Origin of the sequence: Glutamicibacter sp. JL.03c, assembly GCF_025854375.1 — a bacterium.
GTDB lineage: Bacteria > Actinomycetota > Actinomycetes > Actinomycetales > Micrococcaceae > Glutamicibacter.
Genome location: NZ_CP107575.1, coordinates 798,664 through 820,639, shown reverse-complemented (window position 1 = coordinate 820,639; position 21,976 = coordinate 798,664). Strand labels below are relative to the sequence as shown.

Here is a 21,976-nt window from a genome sequence, read left to right as displayed (position 1 = left end):
CCGCCGGACTCACCCTCTAATTACATCCGTGTAACTCCGCTAGAGTCAAGTGGGGAGGCCATTCTAAGAAGGCTTCTCAGGAAACTCTCGGCACAACACGCCGTCAAAACAGGCAGATGAGACGGGCGAGTCCCGACTTGCTTGAATTCTCGGTGAATTCTCAGTATCTAGTTTTAAAGGACGTTCAATGAGCAGCATTCAACGGCAGGGAACTTTCGCGGAGGAACTACTTGCTCCACGACGGGCCTCGGCTACCCCGTGGCTGACGTGGCACTCACGCAGCGGTGAGCGCATCGAGCTCTCCGCGCGAGTATTTGACAATTGGGTAGCCAAAAGCGCCAATTTGCTCGGCGATCTTTTCGATCTGGATGAAGGTTCCACCGTCGTTATCGACCTTGCCCCGCACTGGAAGTCCCTGGTGCTCGCGCTGGCCTCATTGCATCATGGCTCGACTCTCGTCGATGCCGGACATGGCAACGCCGCACAGGCCACGCTGTGGATCACTGCCGAGCCCCTCGATCAGCGCATCCCCGGAAGCAGTGAAATCCTCGCCGTGAACCAGGCAGCTCTCGCGCTGTCCTTCGGCCCGGATCTCGGCCCCGTCGCCGAGGACTTCAATGCCTCGGTACGTTCATATGGTGATCAGTTCTACCCGTCGGCTGTTTCTTCCGCAACAACCGCTATTGCAAGCAGCACCGGTTCGGCTCTGGCGCTCAATGAGCTCTTTGGCAGTTCGGTTGAAGCGCGGGGCACCATCCTGGTGCGCGCGCAGCAGCCGCTGCTGGCCCTCCTGCCCTATCTGATCGGCCAGTGGGCAGCCGGCGATGCGGTGGTGCTCGTGGAAGAAGGCGTGGAAGTCACCGAGCGCTTGCGTGAAGGCGAGCGCATCAGCTTCGACTATGAGCCTGCCAGCTAGCGCATGACCTTTGGCGTTGAACCGGTATCGGTGGGCCCGGCGGATCCATCCACCGCTGCACCGGTATCGGTTTTGGGCCGCCCGAGGATTTCGTGATCGTGGGCGAATTCTTCTTCCTCGTCCATTTCGTTGCCGAAGACCCAGAAACGGTAGGCGAAGAAACGGAAGATGGTGCCCAGGATCAAGCCGACCACCGAGCCGGCGATGAACACCGACGTCGGATCGGTCAGTCCCAGCCAGTACTTGGTCACCCAAACGCAGGCTGCTGCGATGCCCAGGCCGATGGCGTTCATGATGATGAACATCACCAGCTCGCGGACCACGTTGGCCTGGCGGCGGTGGCGGAAGGTCCAATAGCGGTTGGCTACCCAGGAGAAAATGGTCGCAACAACACCGGCGATGATCTTTGCCTTCACCTGCGAGTCGCTCATGGAACCGTGCAATAGCCAGACATAGATGCCCGAGTCGATGATGAACGCGATGCCACCAACGACGCCGAACTTCGCAACTTCACGCCAGAACAGCGAGATGAGTCCGGCAATTTTTGATTTGATGCGCTCGAGCAAATGGTCCTCCAGGGAATCAAGTTCCCGTCTGGCTAGCAGTAACAGGGCGCGCGGAGCCGAACTCCGGGCACGCGATCTTGCCATTTTATCCGTATTTTCTGGAAATTGACCGAATTGTGAGAGTAATCAGACATCTCACATGCGATTCTGAACCGCGCTTTCGTTACCCTAGATATCGTGAGCTTTCCAAAAATTGGTGTGATTGGTGGCGGGCAGCTAGCCCGGATGATGGCCCCCGAGGCCCTGAACCTAGGATTTGAACTTCATATCCTGGCCGAAGGACCCGATGTTTCGGCCGCCCGCAGCGTTCCTGATGCGCCCGTGGGCGACTACAAGGACCTCGATACCCTGCGTGCCTTCGCCCAGGGCAAGGATGTCGTCACCTTTGACCATGAGCATGTCCCCAACGAATTCCTGACCACGCTGATTGATGAGGGCGTCAATATCCAGCCGCGTCCTGCGGCGTTGATCCATGCCCAGGACAAGCTGGTCATGCGTGAGGCCATTGAACGCCTGGGCCTGCCCAACCCTGCCTGGGCAAAGGTCGAGAACATCGAAGAGCTGATCAGCTTCGGCGAGCAAACCGGCTGGCCGATCGTGCTCAAGACCCCCCGCGGCGGGTACGACGGCAAGGGCGTGCGCATGCTCGATAACGCCCAGGACGCCAAAGATGCCGCCGATTGGTTTGCCAACGGCCCGCTGCTGGCCGAGGACAAGGTCGACTTTTCCCGCGAGCTCTCCGCGTTGGTGGCCCGCACCCCCTCCGGCGAGGCCAAGGCCTGGCCCGTGGTCCACACGATTCAGGTTGATGGCGTCTGCGACGAGGTCATCGCTCCCGCGCAGGACCTCGACGAGGCCATCGCCGATGCCGCCGCCGAGGCCGCCCTGCGGATCGCCAACGAATTCGGCGTGACCGGCGTGATGGCTGCCGAGCTTTTCGAAACCCCTGGTGTCGGTGCCGGGTTCGTCATCAATGAATTGGCGATGCGCCCGCACAACACCGGGCACTGGACCATGAATGGCTCGGTCACCAGCCAGTTCGAGCAGCACCTGCGTGCCGTCTTGGATCTGCCCTTGGGCCAGACCCGCGAACTCGGAGTCACCGTCATGAAGAACTACCTCGGTGGCGCCAACCAGGACCTGTACTCCGCCTTCTCCGCAGCCCTGGCCGCGGCCCCCGAGGTGAAGGTCCATGCCTACGGCAAGTCCGTTCGCCCTGGCCGCAAGATCGGGCATGTGAATGTGGTGGCCACTGCCGGGCAAAGCGTGGATGAACTGCGCGAGCAGGCAAATAAAGTCGCCGCGCTGATCCGCGATGGCGTGGACGCCAAGAACTGATCTGTATTCCAGCAAGAGCCACTGCTCCTTCGGGCAGTGGCTCTTACCAATGACACACCCAAGGAAAAATCTGATGTCTGATGCACCTCTTGTCGGCCTAGTTATGGGTTCGGATTCCGATTGGCCAGTGATGCGCCTGGCGGCCCAGGCGCTGGCCGAGTTCGGCATTCCATTTGAAGCCGACGTGGTGTCGGCCCACCGGATGCCTACCGAAATGATCGAATATGGCAAAAAAGCGCATGAGCGCGGGCTGCGCGTGATCATCGCCGGCGCTGGCGGCGCCGCTCACCTGCCGGGCATGCTCGCAGCTGTTACTCCGCTTCCTGTCATCGGAGTTCCAGTTCCCCTGGCTAAACTTGATGGAATGGATTCCCTGTTGTCCATCGTCCAGATGCCAGCAGGAGTCCCCGTAGCGACCGTTTCCATTGGCGGCGCGCGCAACGCAGGTTTGCTTGCCGTGCGCACCCTCGCCTCGGGAACCGACGAACTTGCACAGTCGTTACAGGTAAAGTTGCTTCAGTTCGCGGATTCACTGCGCGAGTCAGCCCATGCCAAGGGTGCTGCGCTGCGCGATGAAGTTGCTAACGAGAATTTCGCTTCCTAGGGAAAGTCATACAAGTACATGGGTTCTGCCAGTCACCGCGCACCAAGTCCGTTGCGCCAGCCGGAGACGATTAGCGCTCCGCAACGCAGCAAACGTGCGCTGATTTTGGTTCTTCTGACCATCTTCTTCCCGGGCAGCGCTCAGCTGGTTGCCGGTAATCGGAAACTCGGACGGATTGCGGTCTCCATTACCATGCTGTGCTGGGTTGCCATTCTCAGCATCCTGGCACTCTACTTCATCAACCGCTCGGTCATCCTCGGTTGGGTGGCGCACCCGAACTTCCAGTTGTTCCTGATCATCGTGCTCGGCACGTTGGCCGTCGGCTGGTTCATCATGTTCATCAACACCTTGGTGATCATCCGGCCCGGCATGCTGGCGCCCGGAATGCGCGCGATCGTCACCGTTTTCACCCTGGCTGCGGTGGTCGCTACCAGTGGCGTGTTCATCTACGGCGCGTCCCTGCTGAATACGGGTCGCGAGACCATCGTCTCCGTCTTCGATGAAGGCCCGGCCTTTGATCCAATCGACGGGCGCTACAACATCGCGGTATTCGGCGCCGACTCCGGTTCCAACCGCGAGGGCGTGCGCACAGACTCGGTGGCCCTGCTTTCAGTGGACGCCAAGACCGGCAAGACCCTGCTGATCTCGGTACCGCGCAACTTCCAGGGCGCCCGCTTCGCCGATGATTCGCCGATGAAGAAGATCTGGCCTGACGGCTACAACTGCGGCGACGAATGCATCTTCAACGCGATCTACCGCAACGCTGCCGACGAGCACGCTGATGCTTTCCCGTCTTCGGTGAAGAACGTCGGAGCCCAGGCCGCCATGGACGCGCTGGAAGGCACCACCGGGCTGCCGGTCCAGGGCTACGTCATGGTGGACATGGCTGGCTTTGAGCAGTTCGTCGATGCCTTGGGCGGCGTCACCATTGATTCAGGTGGCTGGGTTCCCTACAACGGCAAGCGCTACCCCAACAGCACCGTGCGCACCCACTGGTTCGCTCCGGGCACCCACACCTTCACCGGCAAGCAAGCCCTGTGGTTTGCCCGCTCACGCGACTTCACCGATGACTACCACCGCATCAAGCGCCAGCAGTGCTTGCAGCAGGGCATCATCAAGCAGTTCACCCCGCAGACCATTCTGACCAACTTCACCAGCATCATGTCCGCTGGTGAGCAGCTGGTGGAAACCAATATTCCGGCCGGCCAGCTGGGCTCCTTCGTGTCCTTGGCGGAGAAAGTCTCTTCGCAGCCCATGGCTCGCCTGACTCTGGGCGCACCGGACTTCGAACGCACCTTCTCGACGTATCCCAACTTCGATGAGCTCCAAGAAAGGATCCGCACCCTGATTGCCAAGCAATCGGAGAGCGATAAGAAGAAGTCCGAAAAGTCTGAATCCCCGAAGAAGGATGAAGATTCCTCCAAGTCCTCTGAGCCCTCCGAGAGCTCGGAAAGCGCTGAAGAGAGCGAAGATACTTCGGATGCCACCGATGTCAATAACGCTCCCAAGCTTTCCAATGGTTCAGACCAGGAATTCACCCAGCCTGATGGAAGTCCAATCACCGAGGAATACTTGGTGCAGCTGGAAATGGCTGGATACACCACCCGCATTTCGCAGATCGCCGCCAACAACGACGAGTGCTCTGTTCCGTAAACGGTTAAGCCCCCCCGACCGCAACGCAACCCATTCACTGTTCCTGAAAGGCTATGGTCAAACTACGTGTTCGAGTTGAAAAACGCGATGAGGGATTACCATTGGGGATCTGAATCACAGATTTCCGACCTGCTGAATCTGCCTGCGGAAATCTCCCCGCAGGCGGAACTGTGGCTTGGGGCCCACCCGGGCTGCCCGAGCCGGCTGGCCGATGAAGACATTGCGCTCAATGACTTCATCGCCCAGGACCCGCAGCACGTACTGGGGGTAACGGTCGCGCAGCGCTTTGGCCGCCTCCCGTACCTGTTCAAGGTGCTCTCAGCGGCCCAGCCGCTGTCGATTCAGACCCACCCGACGCTCAAGCAGGCCCAGGAGCGTTTCGCCGCGGAAAACGCCAGCGGCAAGCCCCTGGATGCGGCCGACCGCAACTACCGGGATGATAACCACAAGCCGGAAATGCTTTACGCGCTCACCGACTTCGTGGCCCTCTCGGGCTTCCGCCAGCCAGGACAGATCGTCAATGATCTGCGTGTGCTGGCAGCAGAACTGACCGCAGGCCAAGCAAGCGAGATCGAGACGATCATCCAGGCCCTGCAGGGAGCGGATCCACTGGCTGCCGCGTTCAAGCATGTCCTGACCGCAGGGGGACCGATTGCCCGAACCGTCGACCTGATCTGTGCGGCCATCGAGGCTTCGCCGCGGTTGAAGGCCAACGTCCACTTCGCCGAGCTGGTATCGATCAACAGGATCTATCCATCGGATCCGGGCGTGCTGGTGGCGTTGCTGCTGAACCTGGTGTTCCTGGAACCCGGCCAGGCGATCAGCCTGGGCGCCGGAAACGTCCATGCCTACCTGCGGGGATTGGGCATCGAGGTCATGGCCAACTCGGACAATGTCCTGCGTGGCGGATTGACCAGCAAGCACATCGATGTACCTGAGCTGCTGGACGTCACCATCAGCGAGCCCTCCCCCGCCCCGATTCTTGCGCCGGTGGCCTTGAGTTCCCACGACCGTCTCTACAAGCCGGACTTTGAAGAGTTCCAGCTGCAGGTTCTGGATCCCAAGAGCTCAGGATTAGCCTCCGAGCTCCAGCTGCATGGCGCGGCAGTTCTCCTGTGCACCTCGGGTGAATTCCTGATTCAAACCCAAGAAGGCCAGCGGAGCATCGAGCGCGGGCAGTCGCTCTTCATTACCGCAGCAGAGCTTCCGGCCACGGCTACTCTGCAAGGCACCGATGCTGGACAGCTCTTCGCTGCCAGCGCCCAGATCGATTAGCATGGAACTGGACCGAGGCTTGGAATAATCCAGCCCATAAACTGATGGCCATGAACCTGCAAAGGTTCATGGCCATCAGTGCGTTGTGCCCGGATTTAGCGGGTGTAAGCTTCCCACTTATCCTGGTGGTGCTCGCCCTCGACAAATCGGATGGTGCCGGACTTAGCGCGCATCACGATCGACTGGGTGCTGATGCGGTTGCCCTTGTATCGAACGCCACGCAGCAGGTCGCCATCGGTAATGCCGGTAGCTGCGAAGTAGCAGTTATCGGAGGTTACCAAGTCGTTGGTGGTCAGTACGCGGTCCAGCTGGTGCCCTGCATCCAAAGCCTTCTGCTTTTCGTCATCATCGGTTGGCCACAGCCGGCCCTGGATAACGCCGCCCAGTGCCTTGATGGCGCAAGCGGTGACGATGCCTTCTGGAGTGCCGCCGACGCCCATCAAGGCGTCAACACCGGTACCTTCGCGGGTTGCCGCGATGGCTCCGGCAACATCGCCGTCCATGAGCAGCTTGGTCCGGGCACCAGCTGCGCGGATCTCTTCGATGAGTCCGGCGTGGCGTGGACGGTCCAAGACGGTGACGGTGATCTGGCTGAGCTTCTTGCCCTTGGCCTTGGCGATCAGGTGCAGATTCTGCTTCACCGGCAGACGCAGGTCGACCAGGTCGGCGGCTTCCGGACCGGTGACGAGCTTTTCCATGTAGAAAACAGCCGAAGGGTCGAACATGGATCCGCGGTCGGCCACTGCCAAGACAGACAGCGCGTTGTTCAGGCCTAGGGCCGTCAGGCGGGTTCCGTCGATTGGGTCAACGGCGACATCGCATTCGGCACCGGTGCCGTTGCCGACCTGCTCGCCGTTGAAGAGCATTGGGGCTTCGTCTTTTTCGCCCTCGCCGATGACGACAACGCCGTTGAAGTTCACGGTGGAGAGCAGACCACGCATCGCATCAACTGCAGCCCCGTCGGCTGCATTCTTGTCGCCGAATCCAACCCATGGCGTGGAGGCGATGGCAGCGGCTTCGGTAGCGCGCACCAGTTCCAGTGCTAGGTTGCGGTCCGGCTCCGCGTCGGTTACCGACAGCCGCGGAGAAAGGTGGGCAAATTTGTTCTTTTCGGTCACGAAAGATCCCATCACTGAGTCGTAGTCATTGCACCTATGCAAACAACCACATTCTATCTTGTTCGGAATTTCAGAGACAGTTCATGTCGCCATGGCTTTTCAGCAAACCAACGTGGGGTTGGGCACGCTGGTTCTCATTACACAGAATCATCGGGGAGAATGGAAGACGTGCAACTTGAGAACAACAGTGGGAACACCGTGCCTGTGAACGAGCCTTCGGACCAGCCAGCAGAGACAGCTCCTGGACAGCGCCGCGATCTGAATGATCCGGATGCTACCTTCGAAGACCTGCCGTTCAAGCCACAGCTCACCGAGAAGCAGGCCAAGCGCGCCAACCAGACGTTTAAGGGCATGGTGCTTTCGGTTGGCTTCACTCTTGCAGTTGTCATTCCCCTGGTCCTGCTGAATCCGGCTCCCAAGGACGAGGCATTTGAAAGCAAGGTGAACTTGCAGCAGACCGCCGAACAGACAGAGCAGATTGCCGGGTTCGATGTCTTCGCTCCGGATTTGGGCGATGGGCAGTATGCCAACTTCGCTCGCTGGCAGGCCAATACCGCGCAGGGTGTCCCCTACTGGGAATTCGGCATTGTCACCCAAAACAAGGATTTCGTGTGGGTGCGCCAAGCCGCTGAAGCCAATCCAACATGGATCGCCTTGACCACCGATACCGCTGTCCCGGCTGGCTCGAAGACGATCGGGAGCTGGGAATGGGAAGTGCTGATCAAGGACGAAACAACATACTTGATTTCGGAGCACAAGGATTCAACCATCATCCTCTCGACCGATACGTCGCAGGAGCAGCTGGAAAACGTTGCCGCTCTCGCTCAGGCCGAGCTCGGCTAGATGAAGCTCCGGCTCTGCACCTCGGGACACATTATTCGATATTCGAACAACTTCCCGTAGACTTTGGGCTATGCCAACTGAAACATCCACACACTCCCTGACGCCCCAAGAGGCCTGGGAAAAGCTTAGTGCAGGTAATTTCCGCTTCGTCCAGGAAGAGACTGAGCACCCAAATCAAGATAGCGCAAGGCGCCAGTCCCTGGTTTCCGGCCAGGAGCCGTTTGCCGTGATCTTTGGATGCTCGGATTCTCGGCTTGCCGCAGAGATCATCTTCGATGTCGGCCTTGGCGACATGTTCGTCGTTCGCACGGCCGGGCATGTCATCGATCCAGCAAGTCTCGGATCGCTCGAGTTCGCCGTCGATGTGCTGAATGTCCCGCTCATTGTCATCTTGGGCCACAACTCCTGCGGGGCCGTGACCAGCGCCATCACCGCCAAGGAATCTGGCACCATGCCCAAGGGATTCATCCGCGATCTGGTGGAACACATCACCCCGTCGGTGCACGCCGCTGAGCGCAAGGGAATCACCGACGTTAACGGCACCGTCGTGGAACATGTGAAGCAAACCACGGATCGCCTGGTTGACCTGTCCACCATTATCGCCCGGGCCATCGAAGATGGCAGAACCGCGGTGGCCGGCGTTGCCTACCACCTGCACGACGGAAAAGCCCAGCTGGTTTCGAGCCTCGGCCTGGACTAGGCTGTTCGAGCCTGGGCGCTGGCGCGGTGCGTGTCGCGGCCTGCTGCGCACCGTGCACACGTCACTGTTAGTTGTGATATTTACGTCAGACTTCTGTCTTTTAATTGCCGTGAAGGCGTAATCTGGGCGCATGACTAACAGTGACGAATTCCGCATTGAACATGACACCATGGGCGAAGTCCGAGTCCCTTCTTGGGCCTTGTACCGTGCCCAGACGCAGCGCGCCGTCGAGAATTTCCCCATCTCGGGCAAGACGCTGGAGTCATCGCACATCAAGGCCCTGGCCCAGGTCAAAAAGGCTGCCTCCCAAGCGAACCTCGCACTGGGCGTGCTGGACGCCGAGCGTGCGAGTGCCATCGCCGAGGCCGCTGAAGAGGTCGCCAGCGGCAAGTATGATGAGCACTTCCCGATCGATGTTTTCCAGACCGGTTCGGGAACTAGTTCGAACATGAACACCAACGAAGTTCTCGCCGAGCTGGCCACCCGGGCCTTGAAGGCCAAGGGCAGTGACACGGAGGTTCATCCCAACGACCATGTGAATGCCTCGCAGTCGTCGAACGATGTCTTCCCTACATCCGTCCACCTCGCAGCTACCGGGGCCTTGATCAACGATTTGATCCCGGCTATGGAACAGCTTGCCACCGCGCTTGAAGCCAAGTCGGCTGAGTTCAATGATGTCGTCAAGTCCGGCCGCACCCACCTCATGGATGCCACGCCAGTGACCTTGGGACAGGAATTCGGCGGCTACGCCGCGCAGGTGCGCTACGGCATCGAGCGAGTCGAAGCGGCCTTGCCTCGCGTTGCCGAGGTCCCGCTCGGTGGCACCGCCGTCGGCACCGGAATCAACACCCCGGATGGCTTCCCAGAGAAGGTCCTGGAGTTCCTTCGCGAGGATACCGGTTTGCCGGTGACCGAAGCCCGCAATCACTTCGAAGCCCAGGCAAACCGCGATGGCCTGGTAGAAGCATCCGCGGCCTTGCGCAGTATTGCCATCTCGCTGATCAAGATCGCCAACGATTTGCGCTGGATGGGTTCTGGCCCGAACACCGGCTTGGGTGAAATCTCCATTCCTGATCTGCAGCCGGGCTCCTCGATCATGCCCGGTAAGGTCAACCCGGTGATTTCCGAAGCAACAATTCAGGTGGCTGCTCAGGTCATCGGCAATGATACGACTATCGCATGGGCCGGGACGAACGGTGCCTTCGAATTGAATGTCGGCATACCAGTGATGGCATCCAACCTGCTTGAGTCCATCCGCTTGCTGTCCAATACCACCAGCGTCATGGCCGAGAAGATGATCGATGGGATCAAGGCCAATGTTGAGCGTGCCCGCTTCCTCGCCGAGGCCTCGCCTTCCATTGTCACCCCGCTGAATAAGCTGATCGGCTACGAGAACGCAGCCAAGATCGCCAAAAAGGCTGTAGCAGAAGGCTTGACAGTTCGCGAAGCCACGATTGCCCTTGGCTTCGTTGAGCGCGGCGAGGTCACCGAGGCCCAGCTTGATGAACTGCTGGATGTCTCCACCATGGTGGGCAAGCACTAGCCAGAATCTCATTGGGGTTTCGCGCCGAACGGGCGCGAAACCCCATTCTTATTCCCTGACCATTTGTTTACCGCAGCGTTGCAAGTCAAACTGTATAAATGAACGATGAGAACCGGTCCTCCAGCCGGTATTTGCTGACGCCTACTTCTGCTCAATGGACCTCGCTGCCTTTGCGCCGCTCGAGGCGATTTGCCGGTAACATCTCGCTCGCCATCACGGCTGCCACACTGCTGGGCATTTTCCTAGGCTTCGAGCATTGGCTTGATGACGATGCGCCTTCGTGGCATGGCGAGTACCGACTGCTCGACATGCTGGGGCTCTCCAGCATTGCATTGATCATAGCCACGTCAATCTTCGGCTGGTTATTCGCCCGCTACATGGTGTTCCTAGCTCCGCTGTTCCTAGGCTACGCGGCCATCGTTCACAGTCTCGATAGCGGTGCCGAGGCACCTTTCTGGTGGCTCGGGACCGTAATCGCCCTGGCATGGGGACTGTACGATCTGAGTTCGCTCGTCCGGCAGACTCGACAGGTAGGCGAATTAGCCCATTCTCTTAGTGGCAGCAAAACGATTGAACTGACTGAAGATTCGGATGACGACTTAAGCTTTAGCGCTGGCGTGGATGTCGTATTGGCGGTGGTGTGGTGGGGCCTTGCCTCAGCAGGATGGTGGTGGACATTTACGGTGTTCGCCAAAGAAAAGGGTGCCACCGCAGCACAGATCGAAGAAACAGCATACGCAGATTTCATTGCGGCGGCATCGGTGATCGCTTCAGCCTTTGGGCTGTTGCTGCTGCTGAGGGCCGTCACCAGTTGGTGGGCACGGTCCACGGTCGGAGTGCATGTCTGGCATGTTCCTCTAGCGCAGGGCCCTTTGATTGATTTTGGTTCACTACAGGGTGTGCCCACGGGTTGGATATCCAATGACCCGGAGCGCCCTGTAGCCCGTTGCGTCTGCGCTGCGGAACTAATTCAGATGTACCCGCATGATGCTGAGGAAATTCGGGAAAGCTTTGACGTTGCCGCCAGCCCTCATTGCCCAATTCACGGTATTGATGCCATCAATTCAATGAGCCCTGAAGAGTTTGCGCACTCAGCTGATCAGGCATGGCTCTGGGCAGCAGAGTCGCCCTGGCCTTCAAGTCAGGGCCAGGGGTCAGGATCAACAGTCGTCCTCGGATTCACAGGGGCTGCGTTTACGGGCTATTACGCAACAATAGATAACGAAGGCCGAGTGTACACCGGTGACGAATCAGAGCGCGTCGAAGAATTCACCGGCCAGCAACTTGATGAGCCCGAGGCGCTCGCTGCGCCACCCCTCGGAGTCATCGACAAAATTGACCTTCACGGTTCGGGATTCTCCGGTTCCGCACTGCGCTACAAGCATTCAAGGGCTTGGTTCGTAGCGGATGAGACTCCGGCAGATGCTCTGACAACTACAGGGTAATCCAATAGCGGCGTACATCGTCCGGGCAGCCGAATAGTGGCCCGACCACGCTCTGGGGCTTGATGCCTTCAAGCACTCCGCCGCGGGATTCGATGGTCTTCGCTGATCCGATATTGGAGTCATTGCAAGTAATCAGCACTTTCGGCATTCCCAATGCACGCGCTTGCCCCAACGAGCCGGCGAGCGCCAGCTTGGCTAGGCCCCTGCGCCTGGCACTAGGCCGGATGCCGTAGCCAATGTGGCCGCCGACTTCTTTGAGATAATCGGTGCCTAGTTCATGCCGCAAACTCACTGCGCTCAGGTACTGCTCGTTTTCCACTACCCACAGGGTGCTCTGTGAAACGAAACCGGGCAGGGGCGTGAAGTCCGGTCTTGCCAGATCTTTGAGCAATTGCACCCACAGCGCAAAATGCGTGCGGTCGGCCAGATCCCAGCCATATTTATCGGCAAAGAACATCGAGGTGCCGTCCTGGTCCACGCCGTTCCATTCCGCAGTGCTCTGCATGAATGATTGATGCAGGTCAACGGTGGGTTCGCGAAGTTCTATCAGACTCATGACGCCAGCCTAATACACATGGTCATATGCGACAGATCATGGCTGGTCAGCTGGCGAAAATGTTGCAGATCACTTAAGTTGCACCCTTTGTTCCATAGTGCAATAATGCACTATATGGATGATAGTGCAAAAAGTGGCATGGGGTCGCCCATCCAGGCGCCGACGTTGAGTGGACGCATGCAAAAAACCCGCACAGCCATCACTCGCCATAGCCGCGAGTTGACGGCAGAGTTCGGTTTCAACGGTTTCACCATTGAACAGGTGTGCGAGCGTGTCGGCATTTCACGCCGCACCTTTTTCAACTACTTCCCCAGCAAGATCGACGCGGTCTTCGGCCATGACTCCGATGCCATGCCAGAAGGCATCATCGAGCGTTTTATGGCTGCCCGCCCCAAGGCCATTACCGGCATTTCCCCTACACTGCTGGCGGATTTGGTGGAGATGACCGCCGAACGACTGAGCTTTGACGAAACCGACATCGTCAACGCCCACGGCTTTTTCACCATTGCCCACCGCGACCCCGAGCTACTGCAGCACATGGTGCAGACTGGGCCCAAAAAAGAGGCAGAGTTCCGTGAACTCATCGCATCACGCGAAGGAATGGATCCGCAGGATCCATTGCTCTCAAGCCTCTTGCACATCCTCAAGCACACCACCCTCCAAGCCATCGAAGCCTACGTTGACGCGTCCGGCAAGCGCCCGCTGGCTGAGGAATTCTTGGATCTGATGACCAGGATTCAGCACATCATGGGCCAGCCCCTGAGACGCAGCAACGACTGACCGACTTCTTTACCCCATCTCGCAAGGATTGCCATGACAACAACCACCAGTTCCCGCAAAACGCCGGGCGATGCGCCACTGGTACTGACCCAGCGGCGCATTTGGATCATCTTCTCCGCGCTGATCGCAGGCATGCTCCTGTCATCGCTGGACCAAACCATCGTTTCCACCGCCATGCCAACCATCGTTGGCAAACTCGGCGGCGTAGAGCACCAGGCCTGGATCACCACGGCCTACCTATTGGCGACCACCATTGTGATGCCGATCTATGGCAAGTTCGGCGACGTGCTCGGACGCCGCAATCTGTTCATGATTGCCATCGCCTTGTTCACCCTGGCATCGGTCGGGGCAGCTTTCTCCACCACCTTCTGGATGTTCGTGATCTTCCGCGCCATCCAGGGCCTAGGTGGCGGTGGCTTGATGATCCTCTCGCAGGCCATCATCGCTGATATTGTCCCGGCTTCCGAGCGCGGCAAGTACATGGGACCGCTGGGCGGCATCTTCGGTTTGTCCGCAGTTGCCGGACCGTTGCTTGGCGGCTTCTTCGTTGACCACCTGACCTGGGAATGGGCTTTCTACATCAACATCCCGGTAGGCATCGCCGCCTTTGCCATCGCCTGGTTCGCTCTGACCCTGCCTAACAAGAAGGCAGAAAAGAAGATCGACATCCTGGGTGTGCTCCTGCTGTCGATTGCCACGACCTGCCTGATTTTCTTCACCGACTTCGGCGGCTCCGCCGCACACGGCTGGACCGCTTTGGAAACCTGGGCTTGGGGTACCGGCCTGGTTCTAGCCGCCAGCCTCTTCGTCTTGGCTGAGGCCAAGGCCGAGGATCCGATCATCCCGCTGAGCCTGTTCAAGAACAAGGTCTTCATCAACGCCACCGCGATTGGCTTCACCCTGGGCATCGGGATGTTCTCGGCAATTGCCTTCGTGCCAACCTTCCTGCAGATGTCTTCGGGCACCTCCGCTGCCGTATCCGGCCTGCTGATGGTTCCAATGATGATCGGCATGATGGGTACCTCGATCTACTCCGGTATGGCCATCTCCAAGACCGGTCGATACAAGGGCTACCCGATCGCTGGCACGATCGTCACCATCGCGGCCATGCTGGCCTTCACCACGCTGACCGCGCAGACCCCGCTGTGGCTCATTTGCGTCTACCTGTTTGTCCTGGGCGCCGGCATGGGCCTGATCATGCAGGTTGTGGTTCTGGTAGTCCAGAACGCTGTTGGCCCGGAAATGGTCGGTACGGCCACTTCCACCAACAACTACTTCCGTGAGGTCGGCGCGTCGCTGGGCGTCGCGATTTTCGGTGCCCTGTTCACCAACAGCTTGTCCGAGAAGCTCTTGAATGTCTTCTCCGGCGCGGGGGCCAGTGCTGCTGACGCCGGCCAGGCTGCTTCCACGCTGGATCCGCAGACTCTGTCGTCGCTGCCCGATGCGCTGCGTGATGGCATCGTTGATGCCTACGCCAGCTCGCTGGCTCCGGTCTTCTGGTACCTGATTCCATTCCTGGTGGTGGCCTTCGCCCTGGCCCTGCTCCTCAAGCAGATCCCGCTGTCGGACACCGCCGGCATGGTCGCTCGTGGCGAAGCCATCGGCGGCGATGACGCCATCGCTTATGAGGAAGCCCAGCGCACGGCGCACACCGAGCCTGCTGGCAACGACATGGAATCCGAAGGCAACGTGCTGGTCGCCGAGCGGACCGGCGACGACGGCATTCCAGAGGAAACCAAGTAGCCCTCTGGCAGCTGCAGTCCACTGCAGCTGCCAGAGCATCGGGGCGCGAACCATGTGGTTCGCGCCCCGATGCTTTTTTGCTGAGGACTATGCGAAGTAGCCGCCCGGACGTGGAGCCAAGGCCCACGACAAGGCCCGCTCGTGCAATGGAGGAAGTTCCGGACGATCCAGCAGGTCGAAGTATCCCACCTCAAGATTTTCGTCATCGTTGATCAATGCCTCGCCACTCAGATGCCGAGCTCGGAAGACGATATCAAGGTACTGAGCGTGGTCGCCATTGGGATAAACAGTTGGCGCAGTCACTCCCACGCCAATCAAATCTGTCACCTCGCACGAGACTCCCGTCTCCTCAAGCACCTCACGCCGGGCGGTATGCGAAGGTTCCTCGCCCGGGTCGATGATTCCGGCAGGCAAGGTCCACAAGCCGTTATCGGCGCGACGCACCAGCAACACCTGCTCGCCATGGAACACGACGACTTTCACCCCGGAGAGCCACAGCAGCTCATGACCTATATGTGTACGCAGCTTGGTGATGAATTCCGGAGTTGCCATGCATTCATCGTGCCATAAGCAGCACGGCGAATGCTCCAAGGATCATGAACGGACCGAAGGGTACCGCGGACTTCAACGTCAGCTTGCGCGCCACCACTCCCGCAATCACCCAGCATGTTGCCGCGACAAAAGTCAGCAATGTGGCCAGGAACAGAGAGGACAAAGAATAATAGCCAAGGTTCAAGCCGAGCACCGCCGCCAGCTTCACATCGCCCATGCCCATGGCTCCGGCAGAAATCAGGCTGATCAGCAAATATCCCCCGCCCAGCAATGCCATCCCCAAGGCGCCTTGCAGAATCCCGGGCAGCCCATCGCGGCTGATGCCCAAGCTAATAACAAGGACCAGGCTGGCAAGGAACCACAGGCCCACAAGCCGGTTCGGCAGTCGATGACTGGTGATATCTTCCTTGGACAGCAGGAATCCAAAAACAATAAAGCAGAGCACCTGCAACGCCGCAAGGACCGCCTCGACGGGTCCTTCCAGGGCAATGCTCCAAATCTGCGACATGTATAGAGCATAAACACCAGGCACAAGCCGTGGGACGCGCAAGCTGCCCTTGTGAATAATTCAGGCACTTCTACAATTGGATTATGGACGTACCATCAGCCCCGTTGCACTTCCCTGGTTCGCCGATGCCAGACTCCACCGCGCGGCGTAAGTTCCGTGCCCTGGCCCGCTCCGCGCCATGGCTGAGCACCTCATTGAACATTGAAATTGCCATTCCCGAGGAACTCAGCGATCCTCCACGAGGTCTTGCCGGCACAGTGACCGCCAAGCTGCGCCAACGCGAGGCCATCGTCGTGCACGATGCCGCCGGTAACCTGGTCTTCCAGGACGAGACCTTTAGCGCTCAACGCAGCCGCGATTATGTCGCGGCCACCAGTTCGTCATGGGCACTGCCCTCCACGCTGATCACGCCCGTCTACACGGCAGACCATCTGGTGCTGCGCCGGCCAGAAATCGCTGGATTCCATGGTCTGATGCCGTTGGATTATTGGGCCGCGGTATTGGATCCGGTCGAGATCGCCGGCAGTGAACCGGCCGCCCACGACCTGGCTTTTGATCATCCCACTTACATCCATGAACTGAGTGAAATATCCTATGAAGGGCGTCCAGGTATTGCCGCGGTGCTCAGCGCAGGGCACACCTACCAGCCCGCATTGGCGGACTTCGCCTTGGTTCCCGCTGATACCCGCACGCTGTTGATTTTGGATCAGGCAACCGGAGTGGTCCTCCTGCGCCAGGTGCTCACCGGATCCGGTCCGGCCCGGACAGCTCCTGATCTGAAGCTGCGGGTGCTGGCCCAGGATGAGTACTACATCAATTCGCACTTCCAGAAAGTGCATTGGCTCGACCAGCCGGTAGTGCGCTCATAGGATCGACCCTGATGCTCGTCAAAAAAACGAACTGGCTTCCACCCCTTCACTGAGTTGAAGAGGCGGAAGCCAGTCCTTTGTCCGAGAATCAGCGCAGCGACGGCGAATCGAGCATTTCGGTCACCAGGGCGGCAATAGCTGAACGCTCCGAACGGGTGAGCGTCACGTGGCCAAACAGGGAATGTCCCTTGAGCTGCTCTACCACTGCGGCGATGCCGTCGTGGCGCCCCACGTGCAGGTTGTCCCGCTGGGCCACATCATGGGTGAGCACCACCTTGGAGTTCTGCCCGATGCGCGAGAGCACGGTAAGCAGCACGTTGCGTTCCAGGGACTGGGCCTCGTCGACAATGACAAACGAGTCATGCAGGGAACGTCCGCGGATATGCGTCAGCGGCAGGACTTCGAGCATTCCGCGTTCCAGGACCTCGTCGATCGCGTTCTTCGAGACAATCGAGCCGAGGGTATCGAATACCGCTTGGGCCCAGGGCCCCATTTTCTCGCCCTCGGAACCCGGAAGGTAGCCCAGCTCCTGGCCGCCCACTGCGTAGAGCGGACGGAAGACGGTGATCTTGCGGTGCTCGCGGCGCTCCAGGACCGCTTCCATCCCGGCACACAGTGCCAGTGCCGACTTGCCGGTACCGGCGTTACCGCCAAGGGACACGATGCCCACTGAAGGGTCCATCAGCAAGTCCAAGGCGATCCGCTGCTCTGCGCTGCGGCCATGCAGCCCAAAGGCCTGCTGATCTCCGCGAACCAGCTTCAGCGTGCTCTCATCGGTTTTGCGGGCCAATGCGCTGCCACGCGGCGACGTGATCACGAAGCCCGTATTGATGGGCGCTTCGGCAACCGCGGGCAGGTTGGAGAGCTGTTCTCGCTCATAGAGCCCCGCCATCGATTCCTCGTCCAGGTCCAGCTGCTGTATTCCGGTCCAGCCAGTGGAGGCGATCAGCTCGTTGCGGTACACCTCGGCGTGGATCCCCATCGCTGACGCCTTGATGCGCATGGGCAGGTCCTTGGTCACCAGGGCAACATCAAGTCCTGAATCCAGCAGGTGCTTGGCGACGGCGAGGATGCGGGCGTCGTTATCCCCCGAGCGCATTCCGACCGGGAGAACTTCAGGAGCAATATGGTTCAGTTCAATGCGCAACGTGCCGCCGGCCGATGACACGGGAACCGCCTGGGCAAGTCCCCCGTGGCTGGCGATCAGGTCATCGAGCAGGCGCAGGGCCTGGCGCGCAAAATATCCGAGGTCGGGATCCTTGCGCTTGTTCTCCAGCTCGGTGACCACAGTCAAAGGAATCACCACATGATGCTCTTCAAAGTGGAACATCGCCTTCGGATCTGAAAGCAAGACCGAGGTGTCAATGACGTAGGTTCGTACGTCCTGTTCGGCAGTTCGGCTCATGGCAGCGCACCCATTCTCGAATCCGGCGTGGGGACTTTCCCCACGCGTTAGTGGGGAAGCCCGACACCGGATGTCCAAGGCGTGTCCGGTAGCTGTACCGGCTGGCGCTGCTTGTGGTCATCTAGTGCGGAACCCTTCGATCAGCTGGAGCTTGATGCCCCGGCCTTATGATCACCATAGTCCTTGCACGACCACTAGCAAGCAACTTCTGGGTAACGATTATTTAAACTCTGTTCGCCTCATCGGGCGCTAGGCGCCGAACCTGCGTTGGCGATCGGCAAAGTCGCGCAGGGCTCGCAAGAAATCAACACGCCGGAAGTCAGGCCACAGCGCTTCGCAGAAGTAGAACTCTGAATACGCGCTCTGCCAGGTGAGGAATCCGCTCAGGCGCTGCTCGCCACTGGTGCGGATGACCAGGTCGGGGTCGGGCTGGCCCTTGGTGTACAAAGCGGATTCGATATCGTCCGTGGACAGGTTTTCCGCCACTTCTTCAACGGTCCGGCCTTCCTCGGCCGCTTGGCACAGCAACGCCTTGAAGGCATCGAGGATTTCGCGTCGGCCGCCGTAGCCGATGGCCACGTTCACATGCACTCCGGTGCGGTTCTCGGTGATCGTTTCCAAGGCAGCCAGCTTCTGCGCCAAATCCTCTGGAAGCAAGTCCTTGGCACCGACCTGCTGGACCTTGACCCGATTGGTTTCACCCAGGCGATCCAGGGTTCCGCCGATGACTTCCAAGAGGTCGCGCAGTTCGTTCGCCTCGCGATTCAAGTTGTCCGTGGAGAGCATGTAGAGCGTGACCATCTTGATATTCAGGTCTTCGCACCAGTCCAGGAATTCAAGGATCTTGTCCGCCCCAGCTTGATGGCCGGCCATGGTTGGCGAACCGGCGAGCTTGGCCCAACGGCGGTTGCCGTCAACCATGACTCCGATATGGTGCGGGAGCTTGTCAGCGGGCAGTGACTTCGCCAAGCGCCGTTCGTAGTAACGGTACGCAAGGTTGGGAAGCTGCACCGTGGCACTGCCTTTCAATCGAATCCAAAAAAGTCTAGGTTCTAAATCTACCGCGAATCCCCCGGCGCTTTATCGATCTGCCCATCGCAGCGTCGAAAAACAGGAGGATTCCCAGTTTTGCTAGCCCCTGCCCTGCAGCAGCCCCAGCAGCTGTTCGATGCCTTCAACCGGCATCTGGCATAGCTCTTCGCGGCACGGCTGGATCTTCAAGGTGTCCTGGCCACCTAGTTCGGGTGCATGATGCACGCTGATACCCAGAGCCCACGCCAGCTTGCGCACCCGCTTGGCCTGGTCGGAATCCCAGGAGCTCAAGGCCAGATAGTGCGCGGGTGAGCCGATCATGGTTTGGATTTCCAAGGCGGTCGCCACCTGCGTGGCTGCCTCCGAGGCGAGCGCCACGGCATGGGCCGACAGCACCCGCGCGCGCTCAAGATCGGCAGCATGGGACTGGGAGTAGTTCGATTCGGCCATGCCCTGAACCGCGCGCATGGCCAGCGCCTTGGCGTAGAGCGCTCCGGCCGCAGGCAGCGCGTCATCAAGCACGCTGACCGCCGCCACATCACTGCGCTGGGCAGCGATGCGGGCATCCACCTCGACCGCATCTCGCGGAACCCCGGTGGCTGGATCAACGAAGTCCTGGGCCCGCGCGAGCAACAGGTTTGCGCGGTCCTCCCACAGCTGCTCGCCGGTGGCCCGTTTCAGCGACAGGAACGCGACGGCCAGGGCCGCATAGTCCTGCAAGGTTCCTTCATTGTTTTCCGCGGGCCGGCCGGCAAAGCTCACCCTGGCTAAACGCCCGGACGCGTCATCGAAGTGCACCCTCCACAGCGAGGTGGCCACATGCTCTGCCAACGCCAGGGCTTTGGGATCCTCCAGCAGGACCAACGCGTCGCAGAGCGCTTCGATGGCCAAGGCATTCCAACCGGCGACGACCTTTTCATCGCGCACCGGGCGGATCCGCGAGCTGCGCAGCGACTTCAGGGCCGCGGCCAGTTCATCGAGCACCGGCTGCTCGGCTGCCTCCGGCATCCGGGCCAGCGAGAAGCAGTAGTACTCGGGGTCCTCGGCGATCGGCGCGAATCGAATCAATCCTTGAGGCAGGCGTGCCAGCAGCGGTTCGGTGGCTTCGTTGATCTGCTCGCGGTTATAGCTGTAGTAGGCGCCCTCGATCTGTGCGCCATCCCGGGCTGAATCAGCGTCCAGCGAGGCGGCAAAGGCCGGGTGGGGACCGGAGTCGATCAGCAGTTCCTCCTCGAGGAAGCCAATGATCCCCTGGGCGCTGCTCCGGGCCAGCCCCGCCAGCTTCCGCGCCCGTTCGGCTTGTTCCCCGCTGGCACGGCTCATCACTTCTTCGGCCAGCACCGTGCTGCGTGCGGCGAGCGAAAGCAGGCCGGCATTGTCATAGAGCATTTTCTCGAAGTGCGGCACCGACCAGTTCTCGTCCACGCAGTAGCGTGCGAATCCGCCGTCGATGTGGTCGTGCAGCCCGCCGAGGAACATGGCTTCCAAGCTGGTCGCGGCCGCGCTGAAGGCTTCCTGCGCGCTGTCTTGGCGGGTGATCACCGAATGCCACAGCGTTTTCAACGCCCACGTCGGAGGAAATTTGGGGGCTGGAGTGAAACCGCCCTCGGGCTTGGTGGAAAGGATCCAGCGCTCGGTGGCTGATGCCAGGGCGGTTTCGGCCGGCTCCCGGGATTCCAGGGTCAATAGCGCGCTCTGCCGGCTGCCGAGTTCCGCCAGGTGCTCGGCGAGCATATTCGCTTGCTCTTCAAGGCCTTCGCGTTTGGCCTCCCAGGCTTCGTGAACAGCCTGCAGCACCTGGCTGAACCCGGGAGTGCGTCCGCGCGGCTCTTTGGGGTAATAGGTTCCTGCGTGCACGGTGCGTCCGTCAGGCAGGGCAAAGATGGTCATCGGCCAGCCGCCGGCACCGGTCAGCGCCTGGGTCGCCATCATGTAGGTGTCGTCAACCAGCGGATGCTCTTCGCGGTCGACCTTGATCGCCACGAAATTCTCGTTGAGCATCTGCGCGATCTGCGGGTCGTCGAATGACTCGTGGCTCATCACGTGGCACCAATGGCAGGCCGCGTAGCCGATGGAGAGCATCACCGGCACATCGCGCAGGCGGGCCTGTTCGAAGGCCTCATCCCCGTAGGGGAACCAGTCGACTGGTTGGTGCGCATGTTGTCTGAGGTATTGGCTGGCTGCGCCAGCAAGTCGTTGAGCCACGCCTTCATGCTATCGCGTGGCTCACATGCTACCTACTGGGCTTCGTCGGTCTTCGGGTCGGCCGGTCCCTCGGGTTCCTGAAGGGTGCGGGACTCGCCCTTGGCCACCATGTCCTGCTGCTTGGATTCCGCTTCCGAGGTGTAGCGCACGCGGCGCACGCGGCGGGCCATGTCGCGGATCAGGAAGATCACCGCGACGACCATGACCGCGGTGAAGAGGAAGCCGAGGAATCCGGGACCGTAGTCGCTACTAGTCTCCGTGCCCAGCTTGGTGGTCTGAGAAGCTACGGCCAAGGACGCGAAGATCGTACTCACGATGTACAGAC

The 21,976-nt window shown here is 59.9% G+C and carries 21 protein-coding genes; 12 read left to right on the top strand and 9 right to left on the bottom strand.

The window, feature by feature from the left end; translation table 11 throughout:
* The first annotated feature begins 187 nt into the window (after positions 1-187).
* Positions 188-916: a TIGR03089 family protein gene (locus OF385_RS03795; protein WP_264277055.1), complete on the top strand. Its 729-nt coding sequence runs from the start codon at positions 188-190 to the stop codon at positions 914-916.
* Here OF385_RS03795 and OF385_RS03790 read toward each other — a convergent pair.
* Positions 913-1,482, bottom strand: coding sequence for a GtrA family protein (locus OF385_RS03790; RefSeq protein WP_264277849.1), 570 nt, complete (start codon positions 1,480-1,482; stop codon positions 913-915). The genes OF385_RS03795 and OF385_RS03790 overlap by 4 nt on opposite strands.
* A 225-nt stretch (positions 1,483-1,707) precedes the next feature.
* On the opposite strand from OF385_RS03790, the gene OF385_RS03785 reads away from it, so the two are divergent.
* The 4 genes from OF385_RS03785 (at position 1,708) to manA (ending at position 6,352) form a co-directional block, all read left to right on the top strand.
* Entirely contained in the window at positions 1,708-2,820 is a 1,113-nt protein-coding gene (locus OF385_RS03785) for a 5-(carboxyamino)imidazole ribonucleotide synthase (RefSeq protein WP_264277848.1), read from the top strand.
* A 73-nt stretch (positions 2,821-2,893) separates the two neighbouring features.
* The gene (gene purE, locus OF385_RS03780; protein ID WP_264277054.1) at positions 2,894-3,424 is read left to right on the top strand and encodes a 5-(carboxyamino)imidazole ribonucleotide mutase; all 531 of its coding nucleotides are present in this window, start codon (positions 2,894-2,896) and stop codon (positions 3,422-3,424) included.
* Positions 3,425-3,442: 18 nt separating this feature from the next.
* Positions 3,443-5,077: an LCP family protein gene (locus OF385_RS03775; RefSeq protein ID WP_264277053.1), complete on the top strand. Its 1,635-nt coding sequence runs from the start codon at positions 3,443-3,445 to the stop codon at positions 5,075-5,077.
* Positions 5,078-5,143: 66 nt separating this feature from the next.
* Positions 5,144-6,352 carry a mannose-6-phosphate isomerase, class I gene (manA, locus tag OF385_RS03770; protein WP_264277052.1) on the top strand — a complete coding sequence of 403 codons (1,209 nt, stop codon included), beginning with the start codon at positions 5,144-5,146 and terminating at the stop codon, positions 6,350-6,352.
* Positions 6,353-6,447: 95 nt separating this feature from the next.
* Here manA and glpX read toward each other — a convergent pair whose 3' ends face one another.
* Positions 6,448-7,482: a class II fructose-bisphosphatase gene (gene glpX, locus OF385_RS03765; RefSeq protein ID WP_264277847.1), complete on the bottom strand. Its 1,035-nt coding sequence runs from the start codon at positions 7,480-7,482 to the stop codon at positions 6,448-6,450.
* Positions 7,483-7,638: 156 nt separating this feature from the next.
* On the opposite strand from glpX, the gene OF385_RS03760 reads away from it, so the two are divergent.
* From OF385_RS03760 to OF385_RS03745, 4 genes are all read left to right on the top strand, one after another.
* Entirely contained in the window at positions 7,639-8,313 is a 675-nt protein-coding gene (locus tag OF385_RS03760) for a DUF4245 domain-containing protein (RefSeq protein ID WP_264277051.1), read from the top strand.
* Positions 8,314-8,383: 70 nt separating this feature from the next.
* On the top strand, positions 8,384-9,013 hold the full coding sequence (locus tag OF385_RS03755; RefSeq protein WP_264277050.1) for a carbonic anhydrase: 630 nt from the start codon (positions 8,384-8,386) through the stop codon (positions 9,011-9,013).
* Positions 9,014-9,143: 130 nt separating this feature from the next.
* Positions 9,144-10,556: a class II fumarate hydratase gene (locus tag OF385_RS03750; protein WP_264277049.1), complete on the top strand. Its 1,413-nt coding sequence runs from the start codon at positions 9,144-9,146 to the stop codon at positions 10,554-10,556.
* A gap of 98 nt (positions 10,557-10,654) precedes the next feature.
* Positions 10,655-12,001: a hypothetical protein gene (locus OF385_RS03745; RefSeq protein ID WP_264277048.1), complete on the top strand. Its 1,347-nt coding sequence runs from the start codon at positions 10,655-10,657 to the stop codon at positions 11,999-12,001.
* Here the strand turns inward: OF385_RS03745 and OF385_RS03740 are convergent.
* Positions 11,991-12,557 carry a GNAT family N-acetyltransferase gene (locus tag OF385_RS03740; protein ID WP_264277047.1) on the bottom strand — a complete coding sequence of 189 codons (567 nt, stop codon included), beginning with the start codon at positions 12,555-12,557 and terminating at the stop codon, positions 11,991-11,993. The two genes, OF385_RS03745 and OF385_RS03740, sit on opposite strands and share 11 nt — an antisense overlap.
* A gap of 177 nt (positions 12,558-12,734) precedes the next feature.
* Between OF385_RS03740 and OF385_RS03735 the strand changes: the two genes are divergently transcribed.
* Together OF385_RS03735 and OF385_RS03730 are read left to right on the top strand one after the other, a co-directional pair.
* Positions 12,735-13,337, top strand: coding sequence for a TetR/AcrR family transcriptional regulator (locus OF385_RS03735; protein WP_264277046.1), 603 nt, complete (start codon positions 12,735-12,737; stop codon positions 13,335-13,337).
* 33 nt (positions 13,338-13,370) lie between these two features.
* A complete protein-coding gene (locus OF385_RS03730) occupies positions 13,371-15,080 on the top strand; it encodes an MDR family MFS transporter (protein WP_264277045.1) in 1,710 nt (569 codons plus the stop codon).
* 87 nt (positions 15,081-15,167) lie between these two features.
* Here OF385_RS03730 and OF385_RS03725 read toward each other — a convergent pair whose 3' ends face one another.
* Together OF385_RS03725 and OF385_RS03720 are read right to left on the bottom strand one after the other, a co-directional pair.
* Entirely contained in the window at positions 15,168-15,632 is a 465-nt protein-coding gene (locus OF385_RS03725; RefSeq protein ID WP_264277044.1) for an NUDIX hydrolase, read from the bottom strand.
* 4 nt (positions 15,633-15,636) lie between these two features.
* Complete coding sequence (locus OF385_RS03720; protein ID WP_264277043.1) at positions 15,637-16,140, bottom strand: prepilin peptidase; 504 nt, start codon at positions 16,138-16,140, stop codon at positions 15,637-15,639.
* 83 nt (positions 16,141-16,223) lie between these two features.
* Here OF385_RS03720 and OF385_RS03715 point away from each other — a divergent pair, with 83 nt between their 5' ends.
* On the top strand, positions 16,224-17,009 hold the full coding sequence (locus tag OF385_RS03715; protein ID WP_264277042.1) for a hypothetical protein: 786 nt from the start codon (positions 16,224-16,226) through the stop codon (positions 17,007-17,009).
* A gap of 88 nt (positions 17,010-17,097) precedes the next feature.
* On the opposite strand, the gene OF385_RS03710 is transcribed toward OF385_RS03715, so the two are convergent.
* From OF385_RS03710 to OF385_RS03695, 4 genes are all read right to left on the bottom strand, one after another.
* Positions 17,098-18,414 (bottom strand): PhoH family protein, encoded by a 1,317-nt coding sequence (locus OF385_RS03710; protein ID WP_264277041.1) that lies wholly within the window; start codon positions 18,412-18,414, stop codon positions 17,098-17,100.
* 249 nt (positions 18,415-18,663) lie between these two features.
* Entirely contained in the window at positions 18,664-19,425 is a 762-nt protein-coding gene (locus OF385_RS03705) for an isoprenyl transferase (protein ID WP_264277040.1), read from the bottom strand.
* 120 nt (positions 19,426-19,545) lie between these two features.
* On the bottom strand, positions 19,546-21,651 hold the full coding sequence (locus OF385_RS03700) for a thioredoxin domain-containing protein (protein ID WP_264277039.1): 2,106 nt from the start codon (positions 21,649-21,651) through the stop codon (positions 19,546-19,548).
* A gap of 32 nt (positions 21,652-21,683) precedes the next feature.
* Entirely contained in the window at positions 21,684-21,965 is a 282-nt protein-coding gene (locus OF385_RS03695) for a hypothetical protein (protein ID WP_264277038.1), read from the bottom strand.
* Positions 21,966-21,976 lie beyond the last annotated feature (11 nt).

What these genes read in the sequence shown, in the direction of transcription:
- OF385_RS03795 (WP_264277055.1), top strand. Translation starts at nt 188, where the DNA reads ATGAGCAGCATTCAACGGCAGGGAACTTTCGCGGAGGAACTACTTGCT.
- OF385_RS03785 (WP_264277848.1), top strand. Translation starts at nt 1,708, where the DNA reads ATGATGGCCCCCGAGGCCCTGAACCTAGGATTTGAACTTCATATCCTG.
- purE (WP_264277054.1), top strand. Translation starts at nt 2,894, where the DNA reads ATGTCTGATGCACCTCTTGTCGGCCTAGTTATGGGTTCGGATTCCGAT.
- OF385_RS03775 (WP_264277053.1), top strand. Translation starts at nt 3,443, where the DNA reads ATGGGTTCTGCCAGTCACCGCGCACCAAGTCCGTTGCGCCAGCCGGAG.
- glpX (WP_264277847.1), bottom strand. Translation starts at nt 7,482, where the DNA reads ATGGGATCTTTCGTGACCGAAAAGAACAAATTTGCCCACCTTTCTCCG.
- OF385_RS03755 (WP_264277050.1), top strand. Translation starts at nt 8,384, where the DNA reads ATGCCAACTGAAACATCCACACACTCCCTGACGCCCCAAGAGGCCTGG.
- OF385_RS03750 (WP_264277049.1), top strand. Translation starts at nt 9,144, where the DNA reads ATGACTAACAGTGACGAATTCCGCATTGAACATGACACCATGGGCGAA.
- OF385_RS03745 (WP_264277048.1), top strand. Translation starts at nt 10,655, where the DNA reads ATGAACGATGAGAACCGGTCCTCCAGCCGGTATTTGCTGACGCCTACT.
- OF385_RS03740 (WP_264277047.1), bottom strand. Translation starts at nt 12,557, where the DNA reads ATGAGTCTGATAGAACTTCGCGAACCCACCGTTGACCTGCATCAATCA.
- OF385_RS03735 (WP_264277046.1), top strand. Translation starts at nt 12,735, where the DNA reads ATGCAAAAAACCCGCACAGCCATCACTCGCCATAGCCGCGAGTTGACG.
- OF385_RS03730 (WP_264277045.1), top strand. Translation starts at nt 13,371, where the DNA reads ATGACAACAACCACCAGTTCCCGCAAAACGCCGGGCGATGCGCCACTG.
- OF385_RS03725 (WP_264277044.1), bottom strand. Translation starts at nt 15,632, where the DNA reads ATGGCAACTCCGGAATTCATCACCAAGCTGCGTACACATATAGGTCAT.
- OF385_RS03720 (WP_264277043.1), bottom strand. Translation starts at nt 16,140, where the DNA reads ATGTCGCAGATTTGGAGCATTGCCCTGGAAGGACCCGTCGAGGCGGTC.
- OF385_RS03715 (WP_264277042.1), top strand. Translation starts at nt 16,224, where the DNA reads ATGGACGTACCATCAGCCCCGTTGCACTTCCCTGGTTCGCCGATGCCA.
- OF385_RS03710 (WP_264277041.1), bottom strand. Translation starts at nt 18,414, where the DNA reads ATGAGCCGAACTGCCGAACAGGACGTACGAACCTACGTCATTGACACC.